Origin of the sequence: Streptomyces triticirhizae (genome assembly GCF_003696235.1) — a bacterium.
In the GTDB taxonomy this organism is placed as follows: Bacteria; Actinomycetota; Actinomycetes; order Streptomycetales; family Streptomycetaceae; genus Streptomyces; species Streptomyces triticirhizae.
In genome coordinates this window covers 1-3,238 of the sequence record NZ_RFFJ01000336.1, presented here as the reverse complement: position 1 = coordinate 3,238, position 3,238 = coordinate 1, and the positions used below count along the sequence as shown (strand labels likewise).

Below are 3,238 nucleotides of genomic sequence, written 5' to 3'. Positions count from 1 at the left end.
GGTGCCGGCTCGGCGGCTGGGCCGCCCGTTCCGGTCACGCGGCCGGTCCGCGCCGCGCCGGCGGCCGTCGCGCGGAGACGTCCGTCCGGGCGGGCCCGGGCCCGTCTCCGGCGCCCCGGAAAGATCACTCGCGCGGGTGAAGGGGCAAGGGGACGCCGGCGGTTCGGGGGCGGCCGGCGGACGGGGCGCCGAACGCGTGGGCGGCGGCCGGGGTTTCACACGGACGAGTGAGCCGCCGGGGCGGATCAGTCCCAGGCGTTGCCGGTCAGCAGTTGGTAGACCTCCGTGTAGCGCTCCCGCGTCTGCTCGACCACATGGTCCGGCAGCGGCGGCGGAGGGGCGTCCCCCCGGTGGTCCCAGCCGGCCGCCGGCGAGATCAGCCAGTCCCTGATGTACTGCTTGTCATAGGGCCGTTGGGGCCGCCCCGGCTGCCACTCCGACTTCCGCCAGAAGCGCGAGGAGTCCGGCGTGAGCACCTCGTCGGCCAGCACCAGCGGCCGTTCCGTTCCCTCACCGATGGGCCGCCCGAACTCGAACTTGGTGTCCGCGAGGATCACCCCCCGGTCCCGGGCGATGTCCCGCGCGCGGTGGTAGATCGCCAGGGTGGTCTGCCGCAGCTGGGCCGCCGTCTCGGCGCCGACCCGGCGGGCGACCTCCTCGTAGGAGACGTTCTCGTCGTGGTCCCCGACCTCCGCCTTGGTGGCCGGCGTGAAGATCGGCGCCGGGAGTTCGGAGCCGTCCTCCAGGCCCTCAGGGAGGGCGAGCCCGCAGACGGTGCGGTGCTCGCGGTACTCGGCGAGCCCCGAGCCGGTGAGGTAGCCACGGGCGACGGCCTCCACCGGCACCATCTCCAGCGGCCGGCAGACCATGGTCCGCCCCGCCCAGTCCTCGGGCGCGCCCTTGGGCGGGTCGGTGCTGATGACATGCCCCGGCACCAGGTCGGCGAGCTGGTCGAACCACCACAGCGAGAGCCGGGTGAGGATGCGCCCCTTGTCCGGGATCTCGCTGCTGAGCACCCAGTCGTAGGCGGAGACCCGGTCGCTGGCGACCATGATCAGCTCGCCGGCCTCGTTGCGGTAGAGGTCCCGCACCTTCCCGGTGTGCAGGTGCACAAGGCCGGGGACATCCAACGGCTCGGGCTGCTCGACGAATCCTGGCACTGCGCCTCCTGGCGACTCGCGGGGTGGATGGAAGCGGGCTGGTCCTGTCCGTCCCCATTGTCCCGTAGGCGGGTGGCGCCCCTGCGGGCGGGTGTGCGCGGTGCCCCGCCCCGCCGCGCCGGGCACCTCACTCTCGTTTGCAGATGCGATCCAACAGATTGGCGGTCGCGCGTTGGATCACGCGGTTGGTGTGGCCGGGCCTGGCCAGCGCTGGCGACCAGGCGAAGGTGCCCGATGCGAACACCCAGGCGCCACTGGCCGCCTGGTACAGCGAGGTCTGCTGGTGCCGGAGCACCCCGTTCTCGTCCTCGAACGGCGAGTGCGCCAGCAGCACCCGGCTGAGCGTGTCCGGCAGCGGGGTGCGCGGAAAGTAACGGTCCGCCTCGCCCGCGACCAGCCCCGGCAGCTCCTGCCCCTCGGCCGCGCCCGTCGAGTCCCACAGCCAGTGGTCGGCCTTGCGCACCACCAGCGGGCTGGGCCGGGGCACCCGCCCCGCGTACTGGATGCCGAGCAACAGCTGTTCCGGATGGCCCTGTTCGCGCCAGAGCACGGCGCGGCCCGGCCCCTGCCGTTTGCGGCAGTGCAGCAGCCGGTCCGGGTCGCCCGAGGGCAGCGGACCCAACGAGACCTGCCAGTACATGGAGTTGGCGGCCAGGAAGACCAGCGAGGTGCCGATCTCCCTGGCGTCCTCCACGGCCCGCCGCATCGGCACCGACCAGTACTCGTCGTGCCCGGAGAAGACCAGCCCCCGGTAGCGGGCCGCGTCCACCCGCCCGGCGTGCAGGTCGCGCGCGGTCGCGTAGGAGAGGTCGTAGCCGTATCCCTCGGCCCAGCGGATGAAGTCGTAGGCGTGACCCGCGTGCAGCGGCAGCCCGGCGCCGGCGTAGGGGCGGTCGAAGGAGACCGTGACGGAGGCGTCCTGCTCGCCGAGCAGCCGGCCGTTGGCGTCCCAGCCGTGGTAGAGGCTGGCGCCGGCCTGGCCGTCCTCGGGGAAGAGGTTGTACGCCTGCCAGGTCACGTCGGGCAGCACCAGCAGCAGGTCGGCCGGCCGGTCGTCGCGCACCGCGAACGGGACGTGGGAACGGAACGCGCCGTCCGCCGTCGTCAACACCGCGACATGGGCGCCCGGTTGCCAGTCCGGCGGCACCTGGAGCCGCCAGGAGAGCCACCAGTGGTGGCAGGAGGCGGTGCGCCCGGCGATCAGCGGCGGCGGCTGGCTGATCCCCATCAGCTTGGGGCTGCGCAGCAGTAACTGCGCGCCGTCGCCCGCGAAGTGGCCGATCCGGTAGACGTCGATGGTGAACTCCTGCGGCGGGTCGACCGTCACCCGGAAGTCCAACGCCTGCCCCGGCTCCACCGCCCCCTCGGAGACGAAGCCCTTGATCTGGCAGCCCACGTCGTCGGCGGTGCGCGGCCCCGAGGGGCTGGACTCGACGCGCTGGGCGGGCAACGCGTAGCCCGCGTCGTAGAAGTGGCCCTCGCTGGACCGCAGCCAGGGCAGCGGACCCTGCCCGTACGGATCGGACACCGCGTGTGAGAGCGTCCCCACCTCCCAGCGGCGAATACGCCCGTTGCTCTCTGTCAAGCTCCCCTCCCTGCACCTCCGGTGTGGTCGTGCCGCCACCCAGCACATCACATATGGCGAGCGCGCGGTCACCGTTTGTCGCGGGATTGACCGGAGGTGTTTGCGTGATATTGGCGCTTCGGGCGAAGTGTGTCGAGACCCGTGCCCGGAAAACCGGACCGACCGCCCGCAGGGCCGGTCGGGGCGGGACCCGGCCGGGCGTCAGACCAGCCGCACCGGCTTGTCGGAACGGACGCCGGCCGCCGCGAGCCAGTCGCGCAGCGGCGCCGGGTCCCCGTCGTCGACCAGGCTGTGCACCGTGGTGGTCAGGTCCTGGGCGCGCCCGCCGGCGACGGTGCGCAGCACCGGGCCGTCCAGCCAGTCGAGGCCCGGCGAGGCGCCCGCCGTGTCGGCCGCCGCGCAGCAGACGGCGGCGGCCACATGGTCGACGAGCGACTCCCGCCGCCCGCGCGGCGGTTGGGGCGGGAACGGCAGCGGCCCCACCGCGCCGCCG

General features: G+C 73.7%; 2 protein-coding genes and 1 pseudogene. All 3 read right to left on the bottom strand.

Going from position 1 to position 3,238, the window contains the following annotated elements; all coding sequences use genetic code 11:
* Window positions 1-245: 245 nt before the first annotated feature.
* Window positions 246-1,160, bottom strand: coding sequence for a phosphoribosylaminoimidazolesuccinocarboxamide synthase (locus tag EBN88_RS29235; RefSeq protein ID WP_122400011.1), 915 nt, complete (start codon window positions 1,158-1,160; stop codon window positions 246-248).
* Window positions 1,161-1,287: 127 nt separating this feature from the next.
* Complete coding sequence (locus tag EBN88_RS29230; RefSeq protein ID WP_122400010.1) at window positions 1,288-2,745, bottom strand: N,N-dimethylformamidase beta subunit family domain-containing protein; 1,458 nt, start codon at window positions 2,743-2,745, stop codon at window positions 1,288-1,290.
* 201 nt (window positions 2,746-2,946) lie between these two features.
* Window positions 2,947-3,238: pseudogene (locus EBN88_RS29225) on the bottom strand (hypothetical protein); the annotation flags it as partial.